The organism is Pelomonas sp. Root405 (genome assembly GCF_001425165.1).
In the GTDB taxonomy this organism is placed as follows: Bacteria; Pseudomonadota; Gammaproteobacteria; order Burkholderiales; family Burkholderiaceae_C; genus Pelomonas.
On record NZ_LMDU01000005.1, the window covers coordinates 48,959 to 72,468 of the forward strand.

General features: G+C 69.9%; 23 protein-coding genes. 14 read left to right on the forward strand and 9 right to left on the reverse strand.

Annotated elements, in window-relative coordinates; genetic code table 11:
• The first annotated feature begins 365 nt into the window (after positions 1 to 365).
• The 10 genes from ASC81_RS08705 (at position 366) to ASC81_RS08750 (ending at position 10,443) form a co-directional block, all read left to right on the forward strand.
• The gene (locus ASC81_RS08705) at positions 366 to 1,574 is read left to right on the forward strand and encodes a flagellar biosynthesis protein FlhB (protein ID WP_056265380.1); all 1,209 of its coding nucleotides are present in this window, start codon (positions 366 to 368) and stop codon (positions 1,572 to 1,574) included.
• 12 nt (positions 1,575 to 1,586) lie between these two features.
• The gene (locus ASC81_RS08710) at positions 1,587 to 1,880 is read left to right on the forward strand and encodes a flagellar biosynthetic protein FliO (protein WP_056265383.1); all 294 of its coding nucleotides are present in this window, start codon (positions 1,587 to 1,589) and stop codon (positions 1,878 to 1,880) included.
• Complete coding sequence (locus ASC81_RS08715) at positions 1,877 to 2,527, forward strand: GNAT family N-acetyltransferase (RefSeq protein ID WP_056265386.1); 651 nt, start codon at positions 1,877 to 1,879, stop codon at positions 2,525 to 2,527. Before ASC81_RS08710 ends, ASC81_RS08715 begins: the two co-directional genes overlap by 4 nt.
• Positions 2,524 to 3,225, forward strand: a complete 702-nt coding sequence (locus ASC81_RS08720; RefSeq protein ID WP_056265389.1) for a DUF6683 family protein — start codon at positions 2,524 to 2,526, stop codon at positions 3,223 to 3,225. The genes ASC81_RS08715 and ASC81_RS08720 overlap by 4 nt, the downstream gene beginning before the upstream one ends.
• Positions 3,226 to 3,388: 163 nt before the next feature.
• A complete protein-coding gene (locus ASC81_RS08725) occupies positions 3,389 to 4,072 on the forward strand; it encodes a hypothetical protein (protein WP_156391922.1) in 684 nt (227 codons plus the stop codon).
• A gap of 69 nt (positions 4,073 to 4,141) precedes the next feature.
• Positions 4,142 to 5,485, forward strand: coding sequence for a PD40 domain-containing protein (locus tag ASC81_RS08730; RefSeq protein ID WP_156391924.1), 1,344 nt, complete (start codon positions 4,142 to 4,144; stop codon positions 5,483 to 5,485).
• Between the two features lie 51 nt (positions 5,486 to 5,536).
• A complete protein-coding gene (locus ASC81_RS08735; protein WP_056265397.1) occupies positions 5,537 to 6,265 on the forward strand; it encodes a DUF6683 family protein in 729 nt (242 codons plus the stop codon).
• 110 nt (positions 6,266 to 6,375) lie between these two features.
• On the forward strand, positions 6,376 to 8,031 hold the full coding sequence (locus ASC81_RS08740; RefSeq protein ID WP_056265400.1) for a hypothetical protein: 1,656 nt from the start codon (positions 6,376 to 6,378) through the stop codon (positions 8,029 to 8,031).
• On the forward strand, positions 8,009 to 9,676 hold the full coding sequence (locus tag ASC81_RS08745) for a hypothetical protein (protein WP_156391926.1): 1,668 nt from the start codon (positions 8,009 to 8,011) through the stop codon (positions 9,674 to 9,676). The genes ASC81_RS08740 and ASC81_RS08745 overlap by 23 nt, the downstream gene beginning before the upstream one ends.
• 41 nt (positions 9,677 to 9,717) lie before the next feature.
• On the forward strand, positions 9,718 to 10,443 hold the full coding sequence (locus ASC81_RS08750; protein ID WP_156391928.1) for a DUF6683 family protein: 726 nt from the start codon (positions 9,718 to 9,720) through the stop codon (positions 10,441 to 10,443).
• 20 nt (positions 10,444 to 10,463) lie between these two features.
• On the opposite strand, the gene ASC81_RS08755 is transcribed toward ASC81_RS08750, so the two are convergent.
• Entirely contained in the window at positions 10,464 to 11,021 is a 558-nt protein-coding gene (locus tag ASC81_RS08755; RefSeq protein WP_056265409.1) for a hypothetical protein, read from the reverse strand.
• A gap of 11 nt (positions 11,022 to 11,032) precedes the next feature.
• Positions 11,033 to 12,697 carry a LysM peptidoglycan-binding domain-containing protein gene (locus ASC81_RS08760; RefSeq protein WP_056265412.1) on the reverse strand — a complete coding sequence of 555 codons (1,665 nt, stop codon included), beginning with the start codon at positions 12,695 to 12,697 and terminating at the stop codon, positions 11,033 to 11,035.
• Positions 12,698 to 12,912: 215 nt separating this feature from the next.
• Here ASC81_RS08760 and ASC81_RS08765 point away from each other — a divergent pair, with 215 nt between their 5' ends.
• Positions 12,913 to 13,473: a cysteine hydrolase family protein gene (locus tag ASC81_RS08765; RefSeq protein WP_056265415.1), complete on the forward strand. Its 561-nt coding sequence runs from the start codon at positions 12,913 to 12,915 to the stop codon at positions 13,471 to 13,473.
• A gap of 27 nt (positions 13,474 to 13,500) precedes the next feature.
• Here ASC81_RS08765 and ASC81_RS08770 read toward each other — a convergent pair whose 3' ends face one another.
• The 6 genes from ASC81_RS08770 to ASC81_RS08795 all read right to left on the reverse strand — a co-directional run bounded on the left by ASC81_RS08770 (position 13,501) and on the right by ASC81_RS08795 (position 19,154).
• Entirely contained in the window at positions 13,501 to 14,283 is a 783-nt protein-coding gene (locus ASC81_RS08770) for a hypothetical protein (protein WP_056265419.1), read from the reverse strand.
• 32 nt (positions 14,284 to 14,315) lie between these two features.
• Positions 14,316 to 15,899 carry a TIGR02594 family protein gene (locus ASC81_RS08775; RefSeq protein ID WP_056265422.1) on the reverse strand — a complete coding sequence of 528 codons (1,584 nt, stop codon included), beginning with the start codon at positions 15,897 to 15,899 and terminating at the stop codon, positions 14,316 to 14,318.
• Positions 15,900 to 16,012: 113 nt separating this feature from the next.
• A complete protein-coding gene (locus ASC81_RS08780; RefSeq protein ID WP_056265426.1) occupies positions 16,013 to 16,666 on the reverse strand; it encodes a hypothetical protein in 654 nt (217 codons plus the stop codon).
• Between the two features lie 60 nt (positions 16,667 to 16,726).
• Positions 16,727 to 17,857 carry a hypothetical protein gene (locus ASC81_RS08785; protein WP_056265429.1) on the reverse strand — a complete coding sequence of 377 codons (1,131 nt, stop codon included), beginning with the start codon at positions 17,855 to 17,857 and terminating at the stop codon, positions 16,727 to 16,729.
• Between the two features lie 13 nt (positions 17,858 to 17,870).
• Positions 17,871 to 18,656, reverse strand: coding sequence for a DUF1521 domain-containing protein (locus tag ASC81_RS08790; protein WP_056265432.1), 786 nt, complete (start codon positions 18,654 to 18,656; stop codon positions 17,871 to 17,873).
• A 123-nt stretch (positions 18,657 to 18,779) separates the two neighbouring features.
• Complete coding sequence (locus ASC81_RS08795; RefSeq protein WP_056265435.1) at positions 18,780 to 19,154, reverse strand: VOC family protein; 375 nt, start codon at positions 19,152 to 19,154, stop codon at positions 18,780 to 18,782.
• Positions 19,155 to 19,253: 99 nt separating this feature from the next.
• On the opposite strand from ASC81_RS08795, the gene ASC81_RS08800 reads away from it, so the two are divergent.
• The 3 genes from ASC81_RS08800 (at position 19,254) to ASC81_RS08810 (ending at position 20,962) form a co-directional block, all read left to right on the forward strand.
• A complete protein-coding gene (locus ASC81_RS08800; protein WP_056265438.1) occupies positions 19,254 to 19,724 on the forward strand; it encodes an Lrp/AsnC family transcriptional regulator in 471 nt (156 codons plus the stop codon).
• A gap of 70 nt (positions 19,725 to 19,794) precedes the next feature.
• Positions 19,795 to 20,472, forward strand: coding sequence for an NIPSNAP family protein (locus ASC81_RS08805; protein ID WP_056265439.1), 678 nt, complete (start codon positions 19,795 to 19,797; stop codon positions 20,470 to 20,472).
• Positions 20,473 to 20,479: 7 nt separating this feature from the next.
• Positions 20,480 to 20,962, forward strand: coding sequence for a hypothetical protein (locus tag ASC81_RS08810; RefSeq protein ID WP_056265442.1), 483 nt, complete (start codon positions 20,480 to 20,482; stop codon positions 20,960 to 20,962).
• Here ASC81_RS08810 and ASC81_RS08815 read toward each other — a convergent pair.
• The gene (locus ASC81_RS08815; protein WP_056265446.1) at positions 20,959 to 23,478 is read right to left on the reverse strand and encodes a response regulator; all 2,520 of its coding nucleotides are present in this window, start codon (positions 23,476 to 23,478) and stop codon (positions 20,959 to 20,961) included. The genes ASC81_RS08810 and ASC81_RS08815 overlap by 4 nt on opposite strands.
• Between the last annotated feature and the right edge of the window lie 32 nt (positions 23,479 to 23,510).

Here is a 23,510-nt window from a genome sequence, read left to right on the forward strand (position 1 = left end):
TAACGCAGCGGTTGCCATGACATGACTGAGCCGTTGTAGTCCGAGCACTGGTCTTCCCTGTTCCGTGAACGGGCCGGACTATGGAGGCAAGGCCTGGCCCCTTGTTGACTCTTGAAAGCAGACGTAACTGACTAACCCGTAGACATCGCACCCTTTGTATGCAGACCAGGCCCCCCCACGTTTACGCGTGGAAACATCTGGTGCATCGCTGCAATCCGAAGACCGGGCATCGTTCGGTCCCGCCGCTGCAACACCCATGCGAATGGCATGGAGAAGCGCCCCCTAGAAGTAGGTCTGGGCAAAGCGATGTAAACAAGTTTTCACAATCAACTTTTGCACCCCCTAGAAATAGGTGTTAGGGAGCCATGGCCGACGACAGCGGCGACAAAACCGAACAGCCGACACACAAGCGCCTGCAGGACGCCCGCAAGAAGGGCGACATCGCCAAGGGACGGGAGCTGACCAGCACGGCCACGCTGCTGGTGTGGCTGGTCACCGGGGCGTTATGCGTGGGTCTGGCCGGCGAGCGCGCGGCGGCGCTGTGCGAGGCGATGTTCGTGCGCATCGCGGCCGGCTGGCGCGCCGAAGGCTTTGGTCATGTGGCCGCGCTGCTAGGTTGGCAGAGCCTGGAGCTGGCCGTGCTGCTCGTGGGCCTGCTGATGATCCCGGTGGCGGTGCTGGGCACGCTGGTCGAGTACCTGCAGGCCGGCCCGGTGCTGGCCTTCGAGAAGGTGGCCCCCAAGCTCGAACACCTGAACCCGGCCGCGGGCATCAAGCGCATGTTCTCGCTCGACAACCTCGTCGAGCTGTTCAAGGGCATCCTGAAGACGACGCTGTTGGTGGGCATCGGCTGGGCCGTGGCGCTGGTGCTGCTGCCTGACGCGATGCGGCTGGCGATGGCGCCCGACCGACCGGCCCAGCACCTGGGCGGGCTGATCTGGGAGGCCACCGTCAAGACCCTGGCGTGGACGGTGGGCGTCTTTGCCGGCGTGGCCATGCTCGACACCTTCTGGACCCGCCACCGCTACACCAAGAAGCTGCGCATGAGCATGCGCGACATCAAGCAGGAGATGAAGGACAGCGAGGGCGACCCGCACCTCAAGCAGCAGCGCAGGCAGGCCCACGCGGAGTGGAGCCAGCGCAACCAGGCAGCGGCCGCGCGCGGCGCCAACGCGCTGGTCGTCAACCCGACCCATGTGGCCATCGCCATCGACTTTGAGCCCGGCCGTTGCCCCGTGCCCACCGTCAGCGCCAAGGGCGAGGACCATGTCGCCCGAGCGATGCGCGAGGCCGCCGAGGATGCCGGCGTGCCCATCGTGCGCAATGTGCCGCTGGCGCGCGAGCTGCTCGCGCGCTGCGAGGCCGGCGAGGTCATCCCGCCCGACCTTTTCGACGTGCTGGCCGAGGTCATCGTCTGGGCCGACGGCGTGCGCGACCAGCTCAAGTGGGAGGCCGCCCGCGCCGACCCGCACCGGCGCGATGAAGTGCCGCCCGAGCCGCCGCGCAGCCGCCCCGCGCCGGGTGAAGACCTGACCCGACACCCCGACCTGGACCCCCGGGCCGTGCCCGCCTGACGCCGACGACTCATGCAAGACCTGATGCTCAACATCGCCAGCACCGTTGTCGCGCTGGCCTTCGTGCTACTGCTGGCCTGGTTGCTGATCCGCGGTTGGCGGCGCCTGCAGGATTTCGGCAGCCCCAAGGCGGAGCCCGGCGACGCGTTGCGCTTCGTGCGCGCGCTGCCAGTTGGAACTCGCGAGCGAGTCGTGCTGCTCGACCATGCCGGCGAGCGCTGGATGCTGGGCGTGACGGCCGGCGGCATCAGCCTGCTGGCACGCTGGCCTCAGCCGGGCCGACCCGAACCGGGCGCCGACGCATGACGACCATCACCTCGTTCTCGCACCGCTGCGACCGGCTGCTGCTGCGCGAGTTCGTCGCTGGCGATTCGGCCGACATCCAGCGGCTGCACGCCGACCCGCGCGTTCGCGCCTTGCTGCCCGACGAGCAGCCGCTGCACGAGGCACGCTGGGCGGAGGAGTTCGCGTTCTGTCTGGGCGATTTCTATCGCCGCCACCCCGGCCTGGGCATCTGGCGCTGTGCGGTGCCGGCGGACGACGGTGCCGAGCGCTTTGCCGGCTGGTTCAGCCTGATGCCCGTGCAGGCAAGCCCTGACAACGAGGCGTTCGGCTTGCGTGCCGACGATGTCGAGTTGGGCAGCCGGCTGACCCCCGAGCACTGGGGCAGCGGCCTGGCGCTGAGCGGCGGCGAGGTGCTGCTGCGCCACGCCTTTGTGAGCCTGGGCCTGCGCACCGTCTGGGGCATCTGCCACCCCGAAAACCGCGCTGCCCGTGGCTGCCTGGCCGCGCTCGGCTTCACGCCACGCAGCCGCGCGCCCTACGAGGGCCAGCTGTCCGACTACCACGCCCTGGACGCCGCGACCTGGTCGCACGTTCAGGTGCTCAGCCGCAGGGACCGCCTGCGCCGCCAGCGGCGCGCCACGCTGCCATCCACCTTGAGTCCACCATGACCCGCTCCACCAACCCCCACACCTGGCAGGACGCCCTGGCCGCCCGCCTGACGCAAGCCCTGACCCTGTCGCGCCTGGCGCATGCCCCGTTGTCCGATGGCGCTGGTGAGGCGACCGGCACGCGCTGGCGGCTGCCGGCGCGCGCCGTGCAAATTGGCAACGTGCCCGCGGCGGCGCTGGCTGAGATGCTGGGCGCCGGCAAGCCCGCCGCGCACGGCGAACTGGCCAAACGCTGTCTGCAGCAGTTCCGTCAGATGGACGCCCACTTGACGCAGGACGACGACCTCGGCCGCGCGCTGGCGGCCTACCTCGGCGCCTGCCGTCAGGCCTTTGACCAGCAGCCGCTGAGTGCAGAGCGCTGGCAGGCCATCACGCAGTGGCTCAGGGCCTGGGTCATCGACGAACTGCCCTGGGAGGACGTGCCGCTGGCGGAGCGTCAAGACGTCTTCGAGCGCTTCGCGACGCTGGCGGTCGCGCTGGGCGAGTGGACCGTGCAGGCCAGCCGCCAGGGCGGCGCCAACCCGGCCTCGGCCACCTGGATGGCGCGCAACAGCCTGAAGGCGCAACTCGGGCTGGACCTGCCCGCGTTGTGCGCTGTGTTGAGGGGTTTGGATGGGTCCATTGCGGCCAACCCTAGCGTCAACGGCGCCGAATTAGGAGCAGCCGCAGATAGGCAGCGCGGGGCCGACCCCGTTTAATTCAATCCGTCAGCGCCGCAGAGTTTGGTCAAGAAAACCTTGCCGACAAGACACGCAGCGAATCCGGTGTTTTCTTCAGTCGCCTCCGGATTCAGATGCTCTGAACTCAATCAATCGTTGCGGCAGTTTTGCCGCGCAACCCAACATTCTTTTGGAGATCAACATGGGATCAGCAGTTAGCAGCGTTTTCGGTGGCGGCGGCGCCGGCGGCATCCTCGGCTCGATCGGCGGCATCGTCGGCGGCATCTTTGGTGGCCCGCTCGGCGCCATGATTGGCCAGGCCATCGGCGGCATGCTGCAGCAGGCCCTGGGCGATGCAACCAAGCAAGCCGTGGACACCCTGCAGAAGGAACATGGCATGCCCAAGTTCCTGGCCGAAGAGGTCAAGGGCAAGATCGACGGCGCGGTGCAGAACCTGCTCAGCCAGAGCCAGCAAGGCGTGACCCCCGAAGCCGCCGGCCAGGCCAAGGCCGCTGCCGGCGACTGGATGGACCAGTTCATCCAGGACGCCGCCAAGCAGATCGTTGCCGAAGTCACCAAGGAACTCAAGGGCGAAGGCAAGGACAGCGGCAAGGCCTCGGCCGAAAGCTGGCTGGTCGCCATCGCCAAGGCCATGGGCAAGACCATGGGCGAGCGCGCCGGCAAGCTGGTCGACCTGAGCCAACGCATCGCCAACACCAAGACGGGTGGCGGCAACGAGGCCCAGCAAGAAGCTGCCAAGGAAATGCAGAAGCTGAATGCCGAGTTCCAGGCCACGTCGCAGGAGTTCAGCCTGCTGCAGAACACCTTCTCGACGGCCATCAAGGCCATCGGTGAAGCCATGTCCTCGGTCGCTCGCAAGCAGTAATCGCTTCAACCCCGAACGCCGGAGTGCTGCAAGAGCACTCCGGTTTTTTGCCATTTCCCGCGCCAACACATGACTGCCAGATCCCTGCCCCCCGCACCTGCTCCGTCGAACACCCTGAAAGCCAGCTTCGTTGGTTTTGCGGTCGCGATGCTGCAGGCCTGCGGCGGCGGCGGTGGCTCTGGCGACAGCGCGCCGGCGCCCACCCCTGCGCCGACGCCGGCACCTGCGCCCACGCCCGCGCCTGCACCCACGCCTGCGCCTGCGCCGACGCCGGCACCTGCGCCCGCACCCGCACCCACCCCTGCGCCCGCACCCACCCCTGCGCCGACGCCAGCACCTACACCCGCGCCGGCCCCCACCCCCGGCACGCCGCCCGTTTACACCTACGCCAGCCGCACGCTGCCCGGCCGCCTGCTCGTCAACGCGCCCGACGGGCGGGCCGCGCGGTTGATGGATTTGTCCACCGGCATGCAGACCGGCCTGCCCGGATCGGCCACCGCGAGCTTCGATGTCTGGTCCGTCGCCCAGGGCGGCGGGACGCTGGTGCGCCTGACGCGCAACACCGGTGAGAGCAGTTACCCGGTCACGCTGTTCGATGCCACCACGCTGGCGGCGCGCGGCGGTGCGCTGGCGGTGTCCGACCTCCTTGGCCTGAGCGAGCCGGCCGTGTCAGCCGATGGCCGCTGGGTGCTGGCCCAGTACGGCGACGATTTCCGTACCGAACGCCGGCTGACCGTGCTGGACGCGCTGACCATGTCGGTCAGCAAGCGCGGCTCGCAGCTGGACGGCGCCACCGTCACCGGCGAACCCCAGGCCTGGCTGCCCGACGGCCGCTACCTCTACCTGAAGGCCAACGAGCTCTGGCGCTCGTCACCGGCCGCCACGACGTCAGAGCTGGTCGCCCGCCTGGCGCTGCCGCCCAACGATGCCGTCGATGACACCAGCTATGTCGCCGGTCAGAGCAGTCTGGCCGTCAGCCCCGACGGCAGCAAGATCGCGCTGACCTGGCGCGTCAAGCGCCGCAACGACATGGACACGCACATCTTCACGGCCAATGTCGATGGCAGCGATCTGCGCCAGATGACGGCCGTGGCCGACGCGACGAGCCCGCTGGCGCATTGGTTCGGCAGCCCGACGTGGTCGCCCGACGGCCAGTGGCTGGCCTTTGTGCACTACATGAGCGGCAGCTCGGCGGAAGCGGTCTTCCCGCAGTCGGAGATCGGCGCTTCCCGCATCGTCGGCACCACGGGTTGCGCCACCAGCCCCGTCTATGTGCTGCCGGCAGCGCAAGCCCAGCCGCTGGCCTTCACCTGGCCGAACGTGAAGCACGATTTCGCCGTGAAGATGCAGGCGATGACCGGCGGAACTGGGGAGTGGGTCACGACCTGTTCCACGGTACGCTGGCTGCCATGACGCCGCCGCCATCCCTTGCGGTCGGCCCGTGACTTGATGCAGAGGACCTTGATGATCAACGCCGTTGCGAGCCGGGCGACCCGCCCGGCATTCCTTCGCCGAGCCTGCACCGCCTTTGCGGCGGTGGCTTGCCTGGCCGTGTTGCCGGCCCGCGCCCAATACATCATGGAGTTCGCGCAGACCTACAACGCGCCGACGTCGAACTTCATCAGCACCACCTTCCTGAACCAGCAGTCGCTGATCAACGCCACGCACCCGAACGCGCAGCAGGCGGCCCGCCAGCCGCAGCCTCCGCTCGGTGCGCCGCAGGTGGAGCGCAACGCGGCCGAGCTGGCGCAGGCCGTGCCGGCCGCACAGCGCGCCAAGCTGGAGAAGATCTACGCCCAGCTGATGCCGGGCTATCACCAGCTTGAGCAAAAACTCGGCTGGCCCAAGGACGATGTCGGTGGCGCCATCGCCGCGGTCGTGGCGGGCAACTACATGGCCATGACCGGCACGGAGCTCAGCGATGAGAGCGTGGCAGCTGCCGGCCACCAGCTGCGCAACAGCGCGTCGGTGCAGCAGATGCTCGCCCAGCTCAGCCCGCAGGACCGGCGCCGCCTGTACGAGCAATGCGCGATGCTGGGTACCTTCATGGCGCTTGCCAACAAGACCACCCAGCAGCAGCCCGCCAACGTCGTGGCCAATCTGCGGCAATCCGCCCGCGAGAACCTGCGCGTCATCCTGGGCAGCTCGGCCGACACCGTGCGCTTCACGAGTCAAGGCTTGCAGCTGCGCTGAGGCGTCCGTCGCGATGACCGGCCGGCCCGCGGTGCGCCGTGAAGCAGGCAACGCGTGGAGTCGTTAGCAATTCATGGGCGAGCCTGTATGAATCGCCTGACACGCCCCACATGACGCAGTTTCCTGCCTGTTGCTCCCGCAGAGCGCGCCCCTTTGCCCTGTTCTCATCCGTTGCGGCGCTGGCCGCCGGATTTGCCCAGGCGGCACCCGACCCGCGAGCGCTGGCCGCGGACAAGGCAGCCGTGGAGCAGCTCGTTTCTGCGGTAAGCCTGGACGTCATGTCCGAGGCGTCGCTGAACGCTTGCGAGGACATCGGCGCACCGTCTGCCTCGGCCATGCGCGACGCCTGGGTGGCCTGGCGCGAGCGGCACCAGATCGCGCCGCTGCGCATGGTGGTGACGGGCATGCAAGAGACGCCGAAGTGGGACACGCTCATCGACCCGATGCGCCAGCGCGTGCTGGGCGACCCCGCACCCGACCAGGCTTGCGCCGCCCTCGCACGCGACTGGCAGGGCGCCGGCATGGACGTGACCGCGCTGTACCCGCTGGCGCGCCCGACAGCGCAGGCGCTGGTGACGCTGAAGGTGGTGTCACCCCCGACGCGGCCTTCCATGGCGCACGAGGCGGCGAGGGGCGAGTTCCTGCTACCCAGCCAGGTACCGGCGCTGAAGGCCAGGCATGGCGGATGGCTGGCCGTGTCCGACGAGGCCGCGCGCCGGCGGCTCGGCACCGTGTACGTCAAGGGCCGCGTGGCGCGCGAGCCCAGCCGGCCGCATCGCTTCTTCCTGCAGCAATCGCAGGGCGACCGGCATGCCGAGCAGCGCATCCACCTCGATGTCAACGCCGAGCCCTGGGTGGGCCGCGAGATCGTGCTCAGCGGCGTGGTGACCTCTTTGACGGGTGAGTCCCTGAACCTGGCCGATGCGGCCGTCGTCACGCAGACCGCGGGCCTCTTGCCCTCGCCGCTGCCGCAGGCGCCGATGGCGCGCAAGGAAGTGCTGCAGCAGCGCATCCAGACGGCCCCTGGTGGTGGCCTGGCGCAGAAGGACCTCGTTGCCGTGGTGGTCCATGGCCAGGCCAACAACGTCAACGGCACGCGCTGGGAGGAGGACGTGCGCTACCTGCTGCGCGACGGCAGCTTCTACAACCGCACCGACGTGCCGCCCGACCAACTTGACGTGGAGGCCTCGCGCCGGCTGGAGCCGCAGCGTTGGGGCCGCTGGCGCAGCGCGGGCAAGCGCTATGAAATGCAAAGTCAGGACGACGACGCCCGACCCGAGGGCGGCTGGAAAGCCGAGCAGCATGAGCCGGTGCGGCCCTGGCCCAAGGGCGAGCGGCTGGACGGCCGCTACTCGCGCAGCAGCTTCACGGGCAGCAGCTTCTTCGGCGGGTTGTCGCGCACGCAGAGCATCCACTTCACGCGCGACGGCCGCTTCGAGCGCAGCTATTACGGCATGTCCAGCACCGGCACCCTGCAGGCCATCACGGGCACGGTGATCGGCGGATCGACTTCCGGCGACGGCAAAGGCAGCAGCGGCGTGGGCGGCGGCACGGTCGGCACGGGCCTTGGCGATGTCGGCGCGGTGAGTGGCTTCCGCAAGGACGACGGCGCCAGCCGCCGCGGCCGCTACGAGCTGGACGGCTTCACCATCACGCTGCACTACGACGACGGCCGCCGGGAGCGGCTGCTCAGCTTTCCGGTGGGCGAGGGCCAGCGTGGCGTGTACCTGCGGGATGGCAGTTATGACCGCGACAAGGCGCAGTGAGGCCGGCTTGGCCGCCGCCGTGTGGCTGGCGCTGCGCGGCGCTTGCGGCGCGTTGGTCACCTGTGCCGCGCTCGCTGCCACCGGTGCGCCGTCGCTCGCCAGCGACCCCGCAGCGCTGAAGGAGCTGGTCGATGCAACGCTGCTGGATGTGATGTCCGAAGCCGCCGTCGACGCCTGCGAGGACATCGGCGCGCCCTCGGCACCGCAGTTGCGCGAGACCTGGGTGGCCTGGCGCGGCCGCCACCAGCTGGCGCCGCTGCGGCAGGTGGTGGCCGGCCTTCAGCGCCGCCGCAGCGATACCAAATCGCTCGAAAGCATCACCGGGCCGATGCGCAGGCAGGTGCTGGAGGCGGCCGCCCCCGACCCGATCTGCGCCCAGCTGATGCGCGATCTGCAGACGCCGGCGATGGACGTCACAGCGCTGTATCCGCGCGCCACGGCCACGGCAGTGGCGGTGGTGCAGGGCGGGTTGGCCGCCAAGCCGGAGGCGCTGGCCATAGCCCCCGGCACGCCGCGCGGCGAGGTGATGCTGCCCAGCCAGGTGCGCGCATTCGCGGCGCAGCACAAGGGCGGGTTCAGCTATGCCAACGCCGAAGGGGCGCGGCGCGACATCGGCTGGGTTTACGTCAAGGGACGGGTGATGCGGCGCGACCTGGACGACCCGGACAGCGGCTACTACCTGGCCCAGATCCAGGGCGACCGGCGAGCGAGCGCGCGGGTCAACCTCACTTTCGCCGCGGAAGCATGGGTGGGCCGCGAGGTCGTGCTGCGTGGCCTGCCCAAGTCGGTGGACCGATCAATCCTGCGCCTGTCCGACGGCGCCGTGGTGACCGACCCGTCCGCGCTCACGCCGTCGCCGCTGCCGCAGGAGGCGCTGATCCGAGCGCCGGTGCCGCTCCAGCGCGTGCTGACCGCCCCGGGCCAGGGCATTCCCGACAGGGACCTGGCCGCCATCGTCATCCATGGCGAAGGCAACCACAGCAATGGCAGCACGTGGGAGGAGGACGTGCGCTTCCTGCTGCGCGACGGCTCGGCCTACCGCCGCACCGAAATGCCGCCGGACCAACTCGCCGTCACCCCCTCGCGCCAGCTCGAGCCGCAGCGCTGGGGCCGCTGGCGCAGCGCCGGCAAGGGCTACGAGATGCAGGTCCAGGACGATGACGGCCGCCCAGCCGGCGATTGGCAGGCCGTGAAGCACCATGCCGTGCGGCCCTGGCCGGCGGGCACGCGGCTGGATGGCTACTTCAGCCGCAGCAGCTTCCACGGCAACCTCTTCACCGGCAGCACCTCGTCCACGCGCGGCATCCGCTTCACGCCTGACGGCCGGTTCGAGCGCAGTCACAGCTCGCTGTCCAGCGCCGGTGGCATGGCAGCCGCCCAGGGTGCCGTGATCTCCGGGTCGTCGCGGAGTGATGGCAGCGGCAGCAGCAGCACCGCCGGTGGCACCACGGGCGGCGCAGGCGCCTTCAGCACGCGCAAGCGGGACGACGGCGCCGGCCGACGCGGGCGCTATGAACTCGACGGTTTCGTGCTGACCCTGCATTACGACGACGGCCGCCGCGAGCGCCTGCTCAGCTTCGCCGTGTACGCAGACCAGAAGACCATCTACGTCGGCGACGGCAGCCTGCGCCGCGCCGACAAGTGATGCGACCCCATCCCTTGTTCCTGGAGCCTGAATTGCGACGATTGACTCATCTGTCCCTTCGCCTTCGCCTGCGCGTGCGTGTCACCCTGGCCGCGCTGGCCTGTGCCGCCGGCACCGCCACGGCCCAGGTCGCGCCGTCCATCAGCCTGGCCGAGCAGATGCGCAGCATGCTCGGCAAACCTGCCGCCACGACCGGTGGCGCGGCGGCGTTCAGCCCGGCACCGGCGGTCGCGCCTGGCGCCACCGGCCTGGGCAGCTTCGACGCGCCCATCGTCGTGAACGGTCCGCCGCAGCTGCAGCAGTCCGCCGCCGAGCTGTCACAGCGCTTCCCGGCGCAGCACCGTGCCGCGATGACCAAGGCTTTCCAGGAGTCCTTCCTGTTCTGGCAGAAGCTGGAGAAGCAGCTCGGCCTGACGCCCAATGACGTCGCCGCCGGCGTGGCTGCCTTCATCGCCGGCAACTACGCCGCCTTCATGCAGCAGCAGGTGCCCGACGAAGATTTCAAATCGCTGGTGCTGCAGATGCAGAGCCTGCTGTCGCGCAATGCCGCCTTCACGCAGAGCAGCCCGGCCGCCAAGCGCGCCATGTTCGAGCAGCTGGCGATGGTGGGCACCTTCATGGCGGTCTACCGCGAGCAGTTGAATCAGAAGCCCAGCCCGAACGAAGAAGTCCACTTCCGCAACGCGGCCAAGGCGAACCTGGAAGCCGGCGTGGGGCTGGCGGTCGAGCGCATCCAGATCGGGCCGCAGGGGCTGGTGGTGCGTTAGAGCCGGGCGGGGTGCAGGCCCTAGAGCGAGCCCAGGTCGCCCGTTGCGGACGCACGCTCCACCGTGAGCGTCTCCGTCCACCAGTTGTCGCGGCGCCGGCCACGCTGGGTGGCCTTGCGGGCGATCAGGTCGCGCGCCCAGGCACGGACCGTCGATTCGGCGAGCGGCAGGTCGCCGCTGAAGAGCTGCATGGCGATGGCCCAGTACTCCGCGTCGCTGAAGACCTCGGGCGTGGGGCTGTGCAGTGCCTCCTGGGGCCGCGTCCAGGGCGTGTCGAAGAAGGGCTGTGCCGGGTCGAAGAGCTGGGGCCCTTTCTCTTGCTCCAGCACATCGCGCCGCGCCGCGCTGAAATGCCACTCGAACAGCTCGCGCCAGCGCCGCGCCTCGCGCGGCCGCCACCAGCGCCTGGCCGGCATCCAGGGCCAGACGAGGTTGGGCCACACGCTTTGCCAGCCGCCCTCACGCACCGGGCCGAGCAGGGCACGTCGCTGGGCCTCGGCGTTGCCCGGCCAGGCCCGTTCCAACGCAGCTTGCAGCTGGGGCGGCAGCGCTTGCAGGTCGAGGTGGGGATCGGGCATGGGCCCGGACCTTACCAGGGCTTGATGGCGTTCCAGGCCTTAGATGCGCCGTCGCCGACCGACTGCAGACCCGATGCCAGCTTGTCCTTGGCGGCACTGGTGAAGCCGGTGGCTTTGTCGAGCGCGCCGATGGCGTAGTGCGCGCCGACACCGACGCCGAAGCCGACGACCGCCCCCACCGCCGTGCCCGCCACCGGCACGACCGAGCCCACGGCGGCGCCGGCCCAGGCGCCCGCCGCACCCGCGGCGACCGCGGTGCCGGTGTCCACCACCGTGTTGGCCACGGCGCGCGAGCCATTGATCTGCCCGGCGCGGTAGGCCTGCACATTCGTGTAGCCGCTGACGCCGGCTTGCACCAACCCGCCAACCGCGCCGCCGGCCTTCACAAGACCCATGCGCGGTGCCAGCAGGTCGACCGCCTTGGCCGCGCCGCCGCCGACCGCAGCATGGGTGGCCGTGGAAGTGGCCACCTGGCCGACAGCCACCTGCTCACCGCGCGCAGCGCGCACGCCTGCATCGATGAGGGTGGCGGCGCCGCCGCCGACGGCGCCATAGCGTGCAGAAGAAGCGCGCGGATAGCCTTCCGGGGCGCCGGTAAAGGCCCGGCGGGCCGGCTCCAGGCGGCCTGACCTGAGCTCTTCAGGCGCCTGGTTGGCGGCCTGCAGCGGCCGGCCGGGCTGGTCGGCCGCAGCAAGCTTGGGGAACTTGGCGCTTGCATCCATCGGCGGCCGCACGCCCGCCGCCTTGTTGAGCGGCCCATCGACGTAGGGCCGCGCATCGGCCGGCATGGGTTGAACGACGCCGCTTGCGCTTTGCGTAGGCGCTGCGTTGCCCGCCGCATCGAAGCGCGTGATGCGCTGCGGCGTGAGCTGTGCGGGCTGGGCGTTGCGGGTCACGATGTCGATCTGCGCGCCGCCGGTGGCCGACGGCGCGCGCAGCGCGCTGGCGCCGGCGTCCGAGGCGCCCTTGGATGCCTGCTGCGGCAGCGTGTAGGGATGCTCGCCTGTCAGTTGATGCAGCAGGCCGGGCGACTTGCCGCCCTTGCTCTCGGTGAGGGCGTCGACAGGCAGGCCGACGCGGCGCGCGCCTTCGGCCAGGTCGCTGACCCCGCCGCGGCCCCGCGCGTCCGGCGCTGCGCGCAAGTCCACCTCCAGCACGGTCTTGCCGGCCAGCGGGTGGCGTCCGCCCGACGCATAGGCCGCGTTCTCGTGCAGCATGCTCGCCGCGTCGGGCGAGGTGTAGAGCATGCCCTGGCCGCCGGCGTTGTAGCGGCCGGGCGAGCCGAAGTTGTGGTTGAGAAGCGTCTGTTCGTAGGTCGTCGACCCGGCGCGGAACAGCGTGCCGTGGAAGGCCTGCTGCGGCGCCACCTGGCCGGCCTGGTAGGCCTTGCTCTGCAACGCCTGCACCAGGCCCTCGCGCCCGCCGGCGCCGGCGATGCCCGCGACGGCCGGGTTCAGGTCAGTGGGCTGGGGCTCGGGCAACCTGACGGGCTGTCCGAGCGGCAGCGACTGGGCGAGGGCCAGCGCCGGGTTGGCGTCACGCAGGGCGCTCTCGTCCACGCCGTAGCGCTGCGCCACATCGGCGAGGCGGTCGCCGCGCTGGGCGTAAACGGTGGTGTCGGCGGGCGGCGGCAGGCTGGTGGGGCGCGAGCCGGTGGCTTCGATGGCTTGGGGCACGGGATGTCCTCGCGGGATGATTGGGTCGTGCCCCATTGCATATGCTGCCGCCTCTGCCCGCCAGCTGCGGCTGGCCGCAATTCGGGGCAGCCGCAGCTAGGGTCGGCCGCAACGTGGCGGAGCATTTCCGTGATGCCCCTTCCGCTTCGTTGACGATCTATCCGCGAAAGCGTTCCTGGCGCGGTCGATACTTGTTAGAACGCACAAACAGCCCCATGCACCCCACAACGCTTCTGGTCATCGATATGCAGCGCGGCATGCGCGAACCCGCCGCTGGTGATCGCAACAATGCGGGAGCCGAGCAAGCCATTTCGACGCTGCTTGCCGCTTGGCGAGAAACCAAAGCACCAGTCGTTCACGTACGTCACATCTCGAGAGCGCCCGGCTCACCTTTCTGGCCGGGTCAAGTTGGCGCAGAGTTCCAGCCGGAGCTTGCACCGCTCGATACGGAGCATGTGGTCGAGAAGAACGTGCCGGATGCCTTCATCAATACGGGACTGGAGCGCTGGCTGCACGCCAGAGGCATGAACGCCGTTGCCATCGTCGGCGTCAGTACGAACAACTCGGTTGAGTCAACTGCGCGCACGGCCGGCAATCTTGGCTTCAAGACCTATGTAGTGTCAGACGCGACGTTCGCCTTCGCAAAGGCCGACTTCGCCGGAGTCTGGCGCAACGCGGAGGATGTGCATGCGATGGCCCTCTCCAATCTTCATGGCGAGTACGCCACGGTCGTGACGACCAGCGAATTGCTCAGCTCGCTCGAACCCCTGCGCTGATCGACGCCGTCGCGTCGCGCCAATGCCTCAGCATTTGGCAAACACATCCCGGCTCGCGTTGAACCCGTCCATGCGCCAGCCCTGGGGTGTCCAGCGCAGGCTCATCGCGCCGGCGAAGTCGATGCGCCCTTCGCCCTTGCGCGACAGCGGCGGCATGTCCAGGCGCGGGGGCGTGTTGCCGGCAATCATGCTGCGGATGTCAAGGCGCTGCGTGGTCGCGGTCACGTCGGGCAGGCAGCGCGCGGCGCGGCGCATGACGGAGGAGGGCGCCTTGACGATGTCGGGTCCCTCGACGAATTCCAGCTGTGGCAGCGACAGGCGCTGCAGCAGCTCGCCGTCGCCGCGGGCCAGCGCATCGCGCAGCTGGCGCCAGAACTGCACGAAGGCGCCGTCGCGGTCGACCGACACGGCGCAGCCTGCGGCCGTGGGTGCGAGCGTGGCTGTGGCCGGGACCTGCAGCGCGCCGCAGGCGGCGGGCGTGAAGGCCAGCCTGTAGCCGTCGGCGCCCGCGCGCCGAACGTCGACGCGCTGGCGCTGGTTCAGCGTGGCGTCCGTCCAGTCGAAGCGCCAGCTGCCGTCGGCCTGCGCCACGGCCGGGCCGGTGCTGGCGAAGTCGCACTCGCGGGCGCCGGCGCTGACGCTCAGGCTGACTTGCAGCGGGGCGCCGGCGGCATCGCGGCTGACACGAAAGCTGTGGACTTCGTCGGGTTGGCAAACGAGTTGCGTCGGCGGCAGATCCGTCGCCGCATGAGTCGTGGCGAGCGGCGCCAGCAGGGCCAAGCCCAGCAGGGCGCGGTGAATGAAGGGCATCGTGCGGTCAGGAAGTCTGGCCGCCGAGGTTATCAAGGGGCGCGGCGTACGCCGATGGCGTCGGAGAGCCGCCGGTCCGAGTAGGTGACGCCGTCGTAGTTCTCGCCACGCACGCCCTGGTTGCCGCCGACGACGCGCACCGTGCCGTTGGCCAGCACTTCCGACACGATGGCCACATGGCCCTGCGCCGGGTTGTTGCCGCGTGGGAAGACGATGACGTCGCCCGGCCGCACGTTGGCCGAGTTCATGGGCACAGCGTTGCCCCAGTTCAGCCAGCTGCGCGCGGCGGCGCTGTCGGTGCCGCGGATGCCGGCCTGCTCCATGCTCCAGTTGACGAAGGAGGAACACCAGGCGGTCTCGTCGTCGCGGGCGCGCAGGCTGGTGGTCTGGTGGTACTCGACGACGCGTGCGTTGTCGCGGCCGCCGCGCACTTCGTTCGTGCCAAGCTCGCCGCGGGCGATGGCCAGGTGGCGCGGCACGCCGGCGGCCGGGGCCGGCTGTGCGGCCTGTACAGCGGCCGGGGCCTGGGTCAGCAGACCCTGTCGGTCCAGCGCCGTCTCGACCGCGTTGGTGCGGCGCTGCTGGTCGGCGCGGATGACGGCCTGCACCTCGGCTTCGGTCGGCGCGCGGCCGAGCTGGTTGCGGGCAATGGTCGCAAAGCCGCCGCCGGCCAGGTTGCCGTTGGACAGGCGGAAGCGCTCGCCGGTGGCGGCGTCGACGAAGCTGTTGACGCGCAAGTTGGTCAGGGTGGCGGCGGTGATGGGCTGGCCGCGCAGCGTGCCCAACTGGTTGAGGAAGCGTTGCGACGCGGTGGGCGACTGGTTGTAGAGGTCGAGATAGGCACTGGCCAGGCGGGCGTTCGAGGGATCGAGGCCGGCGCGGCGCGCAGCGGCCTCGTAGGCAGGCAGCTGGCCCTGCAGCGTCTGCAGCTGGCGGCGGTCCGCGTCGGCGGGGCTATTGGCCGCGTGCTGGTACGAGAACGAGCCGCGGTTGTGCGCCGCGTTGCCGGGGTCGGTGTGGCCGCCATAGGCCGCGGTGAAGCCGCCGTCGGGCCGGCGCGTGCCTTCCGCATGGCCGATGACGATGGCCGCTGCGGCGTTGGAGCCGAGGGCCGGGTCGGTGAAGCGGCGCAGGTCCAGCGTGCCGCCAGCCTGGGCTGCCGTGGCCGTGGCGGTCGGCGCGGCCGCAGCGGGCGGCTGTGTCGGCGCACCCGGATGGGCGCCGGGCAGGTGGATGAGATCGCCGATGGCGAGCCGGTCGGGGTCGCGGCCCGCGCCGGCGCCACGGCCTGCGCCGAGCTTGCCGGCGTCGAACTGCGGATTGGCCGCGAGCAGCTGCGGCAGGCTGACGTCCCAGCGGTCGGCGATGCCGGCCAGTGTCTCGCCGGCCACCACGCGGTGGCTGCGTTCCAACCCTGGCGTCGCCACGGGGATGACGAGCTGCTGGTCAACCCGCAGTCGGTCGGGGTCGCGCGGGCTGCTGCCCATGCGGCCGTCGGCGCGGGACACGTCCATGCCGTTGGCGCGCATCAGCGCCTCGGCCGACACGCCGTTGCGCTGGGCGATCTCTGTGACGGTGTCACCGCTTTGCACGCGGTAGGTCTGGACGGCTGCCATGGCGTTTCCTGATCGAGGGCTGGAAGCGCTATTGCAGTCCCACTTCGCTGTGTCCGCCAGTTAGTGCTGGCCGCAATTCGGGGCAGCCGCAGCTGGGGTTGGCCGCAATCGAGTCAGAAGTCGTAGTGCCGGCCGGCGATCGCGTCGCCCACGGTCGTCGACCACTTGTCCAGGTGGATGAAGTCCACCGATTCGGGAAAGCGATGGGCCGAGAAGACGATGTCCTCCAGGTCCAGTACCGCCTCGCTGGCTTCCGGCGTCGGGCGCTTCAGGTCGGCCAGCAGCACGACGCGCCGTGATGTGGCCATGTCGTCGGCCAGGTCGGTGGCGTCGAGGTTCAGCCCCCAGCGCCAATGCCCGTTGCCACGAATGATGGCTTCGCCCAGGCTGGCCGCCAGGTCGCCCAGCAGGCTGTAGACGATGAAGGGCCCGCTGCGCGTGCAGTCGGGCCAAGGCTTGTGCTTCGGCAGGCTGGCGAAGGCGGGCAGTTTGGCGAAGTTCGCCTTGGCCCAGGCTTTCAGCGCCTTCGAGTAGTCAGTCCCCTGCAGCGCCTGCGGGTCGGGGCCGTGGTGGGCCAGCAGCCAGTCGCGCAGCAGCCGTTGGCGCTCGGCGAGCGTGGCCTGCCAATAGACCCAGTTCTGCCGCGCCTGGCTCTCGCTGAGCACGGCGCCTGAGCCGGGGTGGGGCAGTTCGAAAGGCGGGTAGTCGCCCAAATCCCAGCCGGTAGCCCGGGGTGGGGAGAACCAGCGCTGAATGAGGTTCATCATGGTGAGCAGGCAAGAAAAATGGGCGGCCTCGTGGGCCGCCCATTCAAGAGCAGGCCAGGGTCAGAACCAGCCTTTTACCGTATCGAAGATGCCTTTGCCGGCCGTGTCGCCGGCGAAGGCGCCGGCGATGCCGCCGACCACACCGCCGACCACCGTGCCCACGCCGGGGAAGATGGCCGTGCCGATGGCCGCACCCGCCGCGGCGCCGCCCCAGCCCCCGAGCGCGCCGCCGGCGACGCCGGACGCTGTACGCCCGGTGTTCTCGCCGATGCGATTGCCGTCGGCCTTGTAGGCCTGGGTGAGGGAGATGGCGTCCAGCACGACACCGACGGGCCGTGCGACACGCCCGACGTTTTCCAGCAGCTGGCCGCCGCCACGGATGGTGCGGTTGGCCTGCAGCCGCTCCACGTCATGCGCCACCTGGCCGCGGATGCTGCTGCCCAACCCGGTGCGGCCGACCTTGGACTCGATCTCGATGCGTTGGGCCATGCGCGGGTCGGCCGCTGGCGGCTGAACCACCACGTCCACCACGCGCGCGCCGTTCTGCACCGGCACTTCGACGCGCACGTCGGCACCGGCGGCCCGCCAGCGGTCGGCGATGGCGTCGCGCGCCAGCGAACCGTTGGTGTTGTTGGCTACCGCCGACGGCACGCCCGACGTGCGACCGAGCGAACCCGGTGGCGACGCATTGACGCCCGGCGCGATCTGGATGCCGCCGTCATTGAGCAGCTGCGTCAGCCCGCGGGTGAAGCCGCCCCGGCCCGTCCAGGCGCTGGTCGTGGCCTCCCATTGCTTGACGAGGATGGGGTTGTCGCGCAGCACCTGGCCGCCCCCCTGCACCATGCCCTGGCCCGCCGCCCAGAGGCCCGCGCCCGGGATGGGGTCGGCGCCGGCCGCCGCTGCGGGCGGCGTGCCGCCAGCAGCGGCCGCCTGGCGCAGGTCCTCGTGATAGTGGCCCAGCTCGACGAGGCGACCCGAGTCCAGCAGGTTGCGCTCGATGGCCGCGTGTGCGGTCTCGGCGTTCTGCGGGTCGCTGCGGCGGGCGTCCACCACCCAGCCAGCCAGGCGCTGGGTGTCGACCTGGCCGGTTCGCGGGTCGGTCGCGCGGCCCACCACCTCGGCGGCGGGGTCGCGCGTGACCGGCGTTGACCGTACGGCGGAACCGCCGCCGTCAAGGGCTTGCACGCTCATGGCGGTCTCCCGTTCAGAAGTCCAGGCGGACGAAGGTCAGCGAGAAGCGGTTGGCATCGCGGGCCGCGGGTTCGCGGCTCTCGCTGGAGGCCGCCAGCGCGCCCAGGAAGGCGCCAGTGAACGAGGCCGACAGCAGGCCGCTGAACATGCTGAACAGGTCCTTGACGAAGTCGGCTGCGCGGTCCTGCGCACCCTGGTCCACCGGCTTGGCCGGCTTGCCGGCGTTGAGCTGCAGGTCGGTCTTGTTGATGTAGTTCTGGTCGACCTTCTGGATCTTGCCGTCGGCGTCCACCGCCAGGAAGCCCTTGCCGGCCGGGTTCTCCTGCAGCACGTTGCCGTCGTCGTGGGTCCAGTCCAGCGTCTCGCCCCAGCCCTTCGCCTCGTTGATCTTGAGGTCGCCCACCTTGTTGGTGTCCACGCCCTTGATCTGCACGCCGTAGTCGCCGTTGGTGATGTTGACCGTGCTGGCCACCGTCGCGTTCTGGTTGCCGTTCCAGGGCGTGGTCTCGATGGTGACCTTGGTGCCGTCTTCCAGCGCGAAGGTGGTCGTGCCCCAGAAGTCGAACTCGTGCTTGCCGTCGATGTTGACGTGCGGGTCGCCCCAGATCTTGTAGTCCTCGCCGGTCTTCTTGTTGAAGATGTGGACTTCGTTGTTGTCGCCCGCGGTGATGCGGTAGTTGTCGTTCTCGAACACCGCCTTGCCGCCTTCCATCTTGGTGCTGGCGTTGGTCGGGTTGGACTCGGACAGGGCTGACGTGGTGCTGAGCGACGCCGTGCTGGTCGCTTGGATGGTGGTCATTGAAAGCTCCTCAGGGGTTTGATTCAGTCGCGATGCCATTGCATTCGTAACCGTTCAACCCCGCTAGCTGCGGCCACCCGCAATTCGGGGCAGCCGCAGCTAGGGTCGGCCGCAATGACGCCGTCAAGCGTCGTGGGTCAGCACCTCGATGCGGTGCCCGTCGAGGTCATGGAACATCGCGCCGAAGTAGGTGTCGCTGATGTCGGGCCGCGTGCGCGGCGTGAAGATGTCTCGGGCCGCGGCAGCGAGTGCGGCCGCGTGCGTGGCGGCCACCGATTGGCGGCCCGGTGCGCCCAGCGCGACGTGAGCGCCGCGTGCCGCGACGGCCTCGCCGTCCGGCACCGGGTAGAGGAAAAAGCACCAGCGCTCGGGCGTGCCGAAGGCGGCCTCGGCGCCGGTGTCGCGCAGCAGCGCCATGCCGAGCGGCGCCAGCACCTGGCTGTAGAAAGCCACCGATTCGGCATAGCGGCGGGTGCCCAGGGACACGTGGTCGATCATCGGGAAGAACTCCAGTGGGAAAGCCCGTCATCCTAGAAACGGGACCGCGACGATTTGCGGCAAGATCGGCCGCCCTCCCGCCGTTTGGCCGCAATCTCGATGACTGACCTGGACCGCTTCGACCGCCAGCTGCTTGCTCTTGTGCAGCAGGACGCGGCATTGACCGCCGAGCAACTGGCCGAGCATGTCAGCCTGTCGCCGTCGGCCATCCAGCGGCGCCTGCGCCGGCTGCGCGAGCAGGGCGTGATCGTGCGGCAGGTCGCCGTGCTCGATGCGGCGCAGGTCGGGCGGCCCACGACCTTCATCGCCGGCCTTCAGGTCGAGAGCGAGCGGCCCGAGCTGATGGCGCGGTTGCGCGCCTGGTTGGACGCCGAAGCGGCGGTGCAGCAGGCCTTCTATGTGACCGGCGAGGCCGACTTCGTGCTCGTCGTCACCGCGCCCGATGCGACCGCCTACGAGGCGCTGATGGCGCGGCTGCTGGCCGACAACGCCAACGTGCGCCGCTACACGACGCAGGTCGCGATGGGTGTGCTCAAGCGCGGGCTCGCATTGCCGGTGCCTGCCGACTGACTGCTGCCGCAGGTTGTCAGCTGAGGCGGCGCAGACTGCGGCGCTCGCTGAACCCCGTGGAAACCTGCCGATGCCATCGTTGTCTCTCCCTGCCGCGCCCGACTGCCGTGTCGTCGAGCTGCGCCAGTACACCCTACACCCCGGCCAGCGCGACACGCTGATCGAGCTGTTCGACCGCGAGTTCGTCGATACGCAGGAGGCGGTCGGCATGCGCGTGCTCGGCCAGTTCCGCGACCTGGATGACGCCGACCGCTTCGTCTGGTTCCGTGGCTTTGCCGACATGGCTGCACGCGGCGATGCGCTGCCCGCCTTCTACGGTGGCCCGGCCTGGGCGGCGCACCGCGATGCGGCCAACGCGACCATGATCGACTCCGACGACGTGCTGCTGCTGCGCCCGGCCTGGGACGGTGCAGCGCTGCCCCATCCGCCATGCGTCGAAGGCGACGCGCGAGGGCTGTTGCGCGTGCTCGTGCTGCACCTGAAGGCACCGGCCGACGCCGCGCTGCTGGCGCATTGCCAGGCTACCGCGGCGCTGGCCTGGTATGTCAGCGAGGCGGCGTCCAACAACTTCCCGCGCCTGCCGCTGCGTGAGGGCGAGCCGGTGCTGGTCGCCCTGGCCCTGTTCAGCGACGCTGCCGCTGCGGAGGCTTGGGCGAACGACATCGACACCCGCCTGCAGCCCTGGCAGGCGCGCGCCAGCCAGCATCTGCGCCTGTCTCCCACCAACCGATCCGCAATCCGCCTTTGACATCGCCATGAATAACCAATCCACACCGCAAGACTTTGACTTCCTGATCGGCCACTGGCAGATCAGCCACCGCCGCCTGAAAGAGCGCCTGCTTGGCTGCGAGGAGTGGGAGAGCTTCAGCGGCAACTGCCGCATGTGGCCGCTGCTCGGCGGCCTCGGCAACATCGACGACAACGTGCTGGAGCTGCCGACCGGGCCTTACCGCGCGGCATCCATGCGGACCTTCGACCCGGCCACGCGGCAATGGTCGATCTGGTGGATCGACAGCCGCAACCCGCATCGCCTGGATCCGCCGGTCGTGGGTGGCTTTGTCGATGGCGTGGGCGAGTTCCAGTGCGACGACGAACTGCGCGGCCAGCCCGTGCGCGTGCGCTTCCGCTGGACCGACACCGCCACCGCCAAGCCGCGCTGGCAGCAGGCCTTCTCGGCCGACGGCGGCCAGACCTGGGAGACGAACTGGGTGATGGACTTCGAGCGGCTGGCGACCTAGGCCTGCTGGCCGCGCGCCGCCGGCGGCACCCATGCCAGCAGCGTGCGCACCAGCTGCCGCGGGTCGATGGGCTTGCTGACGTGGGCGTTCATGCCCGCGGCCAGGCAGTCCTGCACGTCGGTCTCCATGGCGCCTGCCGTCATCGCGATGATGGGCAGGCGCGCGTGTTCCGGCATGGCACGGATCAGCCGCGTGGCAGTCAGGCCGTCCATCTCGGGCATCTGCATGTCCATCAGCACGGCGTCGAAGGCCTCGTGCCGGATGCGCTCGATGGCCTCCAGGCCGTTCTCGGCCACCTCGACCTGCAGCTTGACCATCTCCAGGAAGGCGCAGGCGACCTGCTGGTTGACGGGGTTGTCCTCGACCAGCAGCACGCGTGCGCCATGGATGGCGCGCATGCTGTCGGCCAGGTCGGCCATGCTGCTGCTGGCCACCGCAGGGCTGGCCACCACCGGCGCGCGGCGCTGCAGCTGGGCGAGGGCATCGAACAGGCGCGACGGCGTGACCGGCTTGACCAGCACCTGCGCGTCGGGCCGGCTCTGCAGCTCCTCGGCAACGCCGAGGCTGGCATGCAGGCTGCCGAGCGCGATGACGGCCGGCGCCGGCGCGCCGCGCTCGACGGCGATGCGGCAGGCCGCGTCGACGAAGTCGGCGCCCGTGGTCTTCCAGTCGATCAGCAGCAGCTCGTAGGGGTGACTCGGGTCGGCCTGGCGCAGGCGGTACAGGGCCTCGTCGCCAAATGAGGCGACCCCGACCTGGAAGCGCCAGCTCTGCAGCATCTGTTGCAGGACGAGGCGCTCGGTGGGCTGGGCGTCCACGACCAGCGCCCGCATGCCGCGGATGCGGTGCAGGTCGATGCGCTCGGCGCCCGGCTTGGCCTTGCCGAAGCTGCAGCTGAAGCTGAAGGTGCTGCCCTTGCCCGGCTCGCTGCGGACGTCGAAGCTGCCGTCCATCAGCTCCACCAGTCGCTTGGAGATGGCCAGGCCCAGGCCGGTGCCGCCGTAGCGACGCGCGATGGAGGCGTCGGTCTGGCCGAAGACCTGGAAGAGCTGGCCGACCTGCGCGGGCGACATGCCGATGCCAGTGTCGCGCACGCTGATGGCGAGGTGCACGCGGCCGCCCTGCTCGCCGCGCATTTCAGCGCCCACGACGATTTCGCCCTTGGGCGTGAACTTGATGGCATTACCCAGGAGGTTGCTGAGCACCTGCGTCAGGCGCAGGCTGTCGCCCACGAGGCGGTCGGGCAGGCGCTCGTCGAACTCGAAGATCAGGTCCAGCCCAGCCTCCTCCAGTCGCGCGGAGAAGAGGTGGCCGACGTTCTCGATCAGCTCCTCGGGGCTGAACTCCTCGGCCTCCAGCGTGATCTTCCCGGCCTCGATCTTGGAGTAGTCGAGGATGTCGTTGAGCAGCGTCAGCAGGGCCTTGGAGGAGGTCTGCACCTTGCCGAGGTAGTCGCGCTGGCGCGGGTCCAGACGGGTCTCCAGCACGAGGTTGGTCAGGCCGATGACGGCGTTCATCGGCGTGCGGATCTCGTGGCTCATGCTGGCCAGGAAAAGGCTCTTGGCCGCATTGGCAGCCTGGGCCTCGTCGCGTGCGATGGCCAGGGCCTCGCTTTGCTGCTGGCGCGCTTCGTAGGCCTTGAACAGGCGCGCATACAGCGTGCTGTTTTCCTGCAGCAGTTCCAGCAGCACGACCGAGCAGGCGACGAGGCCATAGATGCGGCCGGCGTAGAAGCCGAGGTCGAAGCGCGCCCCGTTCAGCATGGCCGCCAGCGCGATGTCGAGCAACCACGCCAGGCAGACCACCATCAGCCACAGGTCGAGCACGGTGCGCGGCTTCTGGCGCCACAGCGCGGCCAGCGCGACCAGGCTGAGGGCCCAGACGCAGCCGACGGTGAGCTGGAAGGTCAGCGAATAGCGGCCACCGACGAGCAGGTCGGGCAGCCAGGCGTGGCCGAGCGTCGTCAGCGCGATGCAGCCGGCGCCGGCCACCAGCGTGACGGCCGGCCAGAGCTGCGCCGGCACGGCCAGCCGGGGTCGCGTCTTGAGTGCCAGGTAGCCCAGCACGAAGACCGGAAAGCCCGCATGCCAGAGCATGTAGAGCCAGACGGTGGTCTGTGTCGTGGCGCCCAGCAGGCCGGTGGTGCTGAACAGGCCCGGGAAACTCAGTGTGTGCGCCGTCGTCAGCAGCGCCGTGAACAGGTAGCCGCAGCCCAGCACGAGCAGGGCCTGCGAGCGCAGGATGCGGTACTGGCCGAACAGCAGCACGGCCGTGATCAGGTCCGTCAGCACCAGGGCCGACTGGTAAATGGGAATGAAGGCCGGCACCGGCGCCAGCTTCACCTTCGCAAAGGGCACCAGGGCGGCAAACACCAGCACCGACAGCAGCACGACGATCAGCGCATGGCGGCGCTCGCGCGGGCCGGCAGGCTGGTCCAGCAGGAAGGCCGGCCCGCTCCGGGCTGCGCCCTCCTCGAAAGAAGCACCACCCTCCCGGGGTTGGCCGCTTGGTTGCACATCGGCTCCGTGCCGCGCCCGTGTTGAGGGCG

Excerpts from the sequence above, each read along its gene's own strand:
- ASC81_RS08705 (WP_056265380.1), top strand. The coding sequence starts at position 366 with ATGGCCGACGACAGCGGCGACAAAACCGAACAGCCGACACACAAGCGC.
- ASC81_RS08810 (WP_056265442.1), top strand. The coding sequence starts at position 20,480 with ATGAATAACCAATCCACACCGCAAGACTTTGACTTCCTGATCGGCCAC.
- ASC81_RS08765 (WP_056265415.1), top strand. The coding sequence starts at position 12,913 with ATGCACCCCACAACGCTTCTGGTCATCGATATGCAGCGCGGCATGCGC.
- ASC81_RS08710 (WP_056265383.1), top strand. The coding sequence starts at position 1,587 with ATGCAAGACCTGATGCTCAACATCGCCAGCACCGTTGTCGCGCTGGCC.
- ASC81_RS08740 (WP_056265400.1), top strand. The coding sequence starts at position 6,376 with ATGACGCAGTTTCCTGCCTGTTGCTCCCGCAGAGCGCGCCCCTTTGCC.
- ASC81_RS08785 (WP_056265429.1), bottom strand. The coding sequence starts at position 17,857 with ATGAGCGTGCAAGCCCTTGACGGCGGCGGTTCCGCCGTACGGTCAACG.
- ASC81_RS08725 (WP_156391922.1), top strand. The coding sequence starts at position 3,389 with ATGGGATCAGCAGTTAGCAGCGTTTTCGGTGGCGGCGGCGCCGGCGGC.
- ASC81_RS08735 (WP_056265397.1), top strand. The coding sequence starts at position 5,537 with ATGATCAACGCCGTTGCGAGCCGGGCGACCCGCCCGGCATTCCTTCGC.
- ASC81_RS08730 (WP_156391924.1), top strand. The coding sequence starts at position 4,142 with ATGACTGCCAGATCCCTGCCCCCCGCACCTGCTCCGTCGAACACCCTG.
- ASC81_RS08795 (WP_056265435.1), bottom strand. The coding sequence starts at position 19,154 with ATGATCGACCACGTGTCCCTGGGCACCCGCCGCTATGCCGAATCGGTG.
- ASC81_RS08770 (WP_056265419.1), bottom strand. The coding sequence starts at position 14,283 with ATGCCCTTCATTCACCGCGCCCTGCTGGGCTTGGCCCTGCTGGCGCCG.
- ASC81_RS08805 (WP_056265439.1), top strand. The coding sequence starts at position 19,795 with ATGCCATCGTTGTCTCTCCCTGCCGCGCCCGACTGCCGTGTCGTCGAG.
- ASC81_RS08790 (WP_056265432.1), bottom strand. The coding sequence starts at position 18,656 with ATGACCACCATCCAAGCGACCAGCACGGCGTCGCTCAGCACCACGTCA.
- ASC81_RS08720 (WP_056265389.1), top strand. The coding sequence starts at position 2,524 with ATGACCCGCTCCACCAACCCCCACACCTGGCAGGACGCCCTGGCCGCC.
- ASC81_RS08775 (WP_056265422.1), bottom strand. The coding sequence starts at position 15,899 with ATGGCAGCCGTCCAGACCTACCGCGTGCAAAGCGGTGACACCGTCACA.
- ASC81_RS08745 (WP_156391926.1), top strand. The coding sequence starts at position 8,009 with ATGACCGCGACAAGGCGCAGTGAGGCCGGCTTGGCCGCCGCCGTGTGG.
- ASC81_RS08800 (WP_056265438.1), top strand. The coding sequence starts at position 19,254 with ATGACTGACCTGGACCGCTTCGACCGCCAGCTGCTTGCTCTTGTGCAG.
- ASC81_RS08780 (WP_056265426.1), bottom strand. The coding sequence starts at position 16,666 with ATGATGAACCTCATTCAGCGCTGGTTCTCCCCACCCCGGGCTACCGGC.
- ASC81_RS08715 (WP_056265386.1), top strand. The coding sequence starts at position 1,877 with ATGACGACCATCACCTCGTTCTCGCACCGCTGCGACCGGCTGCTGCTG.
- ASC81_RS08755 (WP_056265409.1), bottom strand. The coding sequence starts at position 11,021 with ATGCCCGATCCCCACCTCGACCTGCAAGCGCTGCCGCCCCAGCTGCAA.